3 protein-coding genes are annotated in these 3242 nt (G+C 53.1%); all 3 read right to left on the minus strand.

Going from position 1 to position 3242, the window contains the following annotated elements; translation table 11 throughout:
- Window positions 1–110: 110 nt before the first annotated feature.
- On the minus strand, window positions 111–1199 hold the full coding sequence (locus AC0UA9_RS16980) for a TniQ family protein (protein WP_475661873.1): 1089 nt from the start codon (window positions 1197–1199) through the stop codon (window positions 111–113).
- Window positions 1199–2083: a TniB family NTP-binding protein gene (locus AC0UA9_RS16985; RefSeq protein ID WP_475661876.1), complete on the minus strand. Its 885-nt coding sequence runs from the start codon at window positions 2081–2083 to the stop codon at window positions 1199–1201. The genes AC0UA9_RS16980 and AC0UA9_RS16985 overlap by 1 nt, the downstream gene beginning before the upstream one ends.
- The coding region (locus AC0UA9_RS16990; protein WP_475661877.1) for a transposase at window positions 2080–3242 on the minus strand (1163 nt) is incomplete at its 5' end. The genes AC0UA9_RS16985 and AC0UA9_RS16990, both read right to left, overlap by 4 nt.

Below are 3242 nucleotides of genomic sequence, written 5' to 3' on the forward strand. Positions count from 1 at the left end.
CTTAAACACACGAGCATAGCAAGTTGAGCAGTAACCATGGCCCTTATGGCGCCGCCACAATTTGGAGACTTCTCGACCACACTCATCACAGGCTACCGTTTGGTGTTGCTTCAAGAGGTTGGCTCCGCTTTCATTCTTCGTTTTAAACGCGCCCATGAGGCTCTAACAGCGCGTTCCGACATGGGGCGATGATCCGGTGGAGCGCGGCGGCGATGCGGCCCATGAGGGTGATGAGATAACATTGATATCATCGGCAACAACACAACGGGGGGTGACTTTCGGGGATCATGAAGCGCGCTCGTTTTGACATTGCACGCGACCAGAGCGCTGAACGTTTCTTCAACGCCTATACTGAGCAAAAGCTCCACCGCCACCAATAAAGCACTACGCTCGCGGACAGGCAACAGTTCAAACGCCAATCCAGACAAAGGCATTCGGCTATCCGTAACCGAAATGCCCAATGACAGAAGCGCATCTGCGAGGGGTGACGCAGGCCGCCGACTTGCACGCCGAACAACGCCAATAAAGAAGGTCACCATAGAAAACCAATCGGCGGGTGCGATAGGGGCCTGCCTAAACGTCACGTTGCTCCTTTTTAAAGCACGATCAGCCATCACTTGGAAACTGAACGCTTCAGGTAAAGGCGACGTGTGTGCAGCCTTTCTAAAATCGTCATGACACCGGCTGCATTGTGCTAAATGTTGATCTTCCGCTGACAGGCGATGGGGCTCTATAGGGGCCTTGCATGCTGGGCACTCATCTATCAGCTGCACCCCATGAAAGCGGCACCCAATGTGCCAAGCGAATCGCCAGTGTCGCCGCAAGTAGGGGATTGAGTCCTCTGCCAAGCACAACGTGCATACCTGCTGTCCTCCATGGCGAGTTCGATTTCGGCTGCCGAGAGCCAACAACCAGGGCCAAGTCCGTGTTTCCGGTAACGAATAACCGGCCACTTTCTCACAATCGTCTCGCATCCCGGCCTTAAGAAACTCAGTGGAGGAGATCCCTGATACCTTCACTAATGGACGCATTCGTACGATGGGAATTTCCCTATCAATATCTCTCGTCCATATACGCCATGTTGGCCAGATAGCCCCCGTAAGAGACAAGGGATCACATCCCTGTCTCAGCGCCGCCCGAACGAACCATGAGGAAAGGGACTCCTCGGGCAGCAATGGCACACTAAGCGCCCAGGGCATTACAGCATCACTTCCCTAATACCACGGGTTGGCCGCACCCACGATTTACTCTGAATAGTTTTCTCATCGATGCGCTCAGCCCCGGACAAAATAGCGGCATTTGCACACTCAATCAGCAGCCGGTGCAGGTCGCCAAAATTGCCGCCAGAGATCGCGTGGAGCTGGGTCGCCAATTGGGGCTCATGCAGTTGGGAAGGATGTTTGAGCGGTAATATCTTCTCAAAGCCAGCGAGCAGCTTCTGAAACTCCTGATTGAGCTCCCACTTTGGTAACGCGACCACATCAAAGCGACTCGCATGCTGTGGGTCTGAATGCAGCACACGCACAGCGTCTTGCGTCCCCACACCAACGATGGGAATCATTAGCTCATTGCATAAAAGCTTAATGGCATTCATCGTTTCGCGCTGCTTAACAGCACCACCGGTTAACAGAGAGTGAAACTCATCGATGATCAACAAGCGGGTATGGCAAGCACGCAGTTGATGAATCACCTGGTAGCGCAGCTTGGGAACAGGATCTGTAGGCCGGTAGGGAGCCCAGAAACTCTCTAGCACTGCGATATACAGACTTTTCTCATCGGCACTCGGGGGAGCCTGAGTGACAACAACAGGCTTCACGGGCTCTACGTCTTCATTCACGTAGCCTTCACCGTACTGCTTACGAAACCGTTGAACGATGGTTGTCTTTCCGTTGTTGGAGTCACCCACGAGCAAGAGGTTAGGCATACGAGGACGACTGGGCTTCTCCATCAACCCACGCATGACCTCAATGACACGATTGGCCAATGGATAGCCCAACCAGCGCGGTTGATCCATAAACTCCATTCGCTCTTTAGCGGACAGCCCCAAGACGTGACGAAGATCAGGATGAAGGTGTGTGCTCATGCTATGTCCCAGTTCACATCGATATCACCCGTTAAAAGACCGTCCCCTTGAGCGGGTGTCTCTTTAGGGGCAGCAGTTGAGGGCGCATGTAAAAGGGGATCTGCAGGCGTCACCTTCTTCTCATGCTCTTTACGTCGTTGTGCCTGACGGCGACTTCGCTTAGTACGTGCTTGCGACTCCTCCACATGGGTTCGCAGCTCACTAATAGCGCGTAGAATTTCAGTCTCATTGACCGAGTTTCTTCCTTCCTGCCGAAGGCGCGCTTTAGCTTGGGCATACTCCCAAACACTCATCGAGGGGAGGGCAAGATTGGCAAAGGGCACGCGAAAATAGTGCCCGAGCTCCGGGTCTTTGAACCAAATGACACTAATGTCGCGAGGGTCGCGCCGGAAAACAAAGGTGCGTTTCTTGTCTGGCATGTCTGGATCTTTGGCATTGATCCAAGGTCTTAGCGCTTCATCGTAATAGTTTATGCCATCGATGGTCACACCAAAGGTCTGGATCGTACGCTGAAAGCTGGGCAAAAAATCGAGCAATACAGAGAGCCTGTCAGCAGGCCTCGGCGCTAATCCCACTCCCTGCACATCCGCATTGCCAAACACACCAATTTCCCACTTCTTCATCGGCGACATACCAATCCCAGAATGAAGGCGCTGGTGGTAAACCTTGCAAATCAACGTCACCAGCCACTCTTCAAACTCGCTTTTCGTCATGGCCGCGTGCTTCTCTGGATCGTATCCCTCTTTCTCTTTAATGGAGGAGAAGGTCGTCCCAGGCAGGTTATGGATTTCCTTTAGAAGAGAGCCCAGTACCCGCTCAATGTGGCCACCATAACGAGGCTGCTTAACAGGCCGAAACTCAAGGTTGATCCCATAGGCTAGGCATGAGCGCCGAAACGTCTCAGAGCGAAAATCTGGGCCGTTATCGACATGAATCGTGGCGGGTGTGCCCCATACCGGCCACTCAGCCTCCACATTATGCAGTAGCAACCACTCATCTTTAGGAAGCATGGAGTGCGCCACACACATGCCGACAGATGTTTCAGAGGGCGGGTCAAACGACAAGTAATACCCCGTGACCATGCGAGTAAACACGTCCATGGCCAACGTAATCCATGGGCGACCAATCGGCTTGCGATACACGTCATCGACCAAAATAA

Source organism: Colwellia sp. F1, from assembly GCF_056238625.1.

Excerpts from the sequence above, each read along its gene's own strand:
- AC0UA9_RS16980 (WP_475661873.1), bottom strand. The coding sequence starts at position 1,199 with ATGCCCTGGGCGCTTAGTGTGCCATTGCTGCCCGAGGAGTCCCTTTCC.
- AC0UA9_RS16985 (WP_475661876.1), bottom strand. The coding sequence starts at position 2,083 with ATGAGCACACACCTTCATCCTGATCTTCGTCACGTCTTGGGGCTGTCC.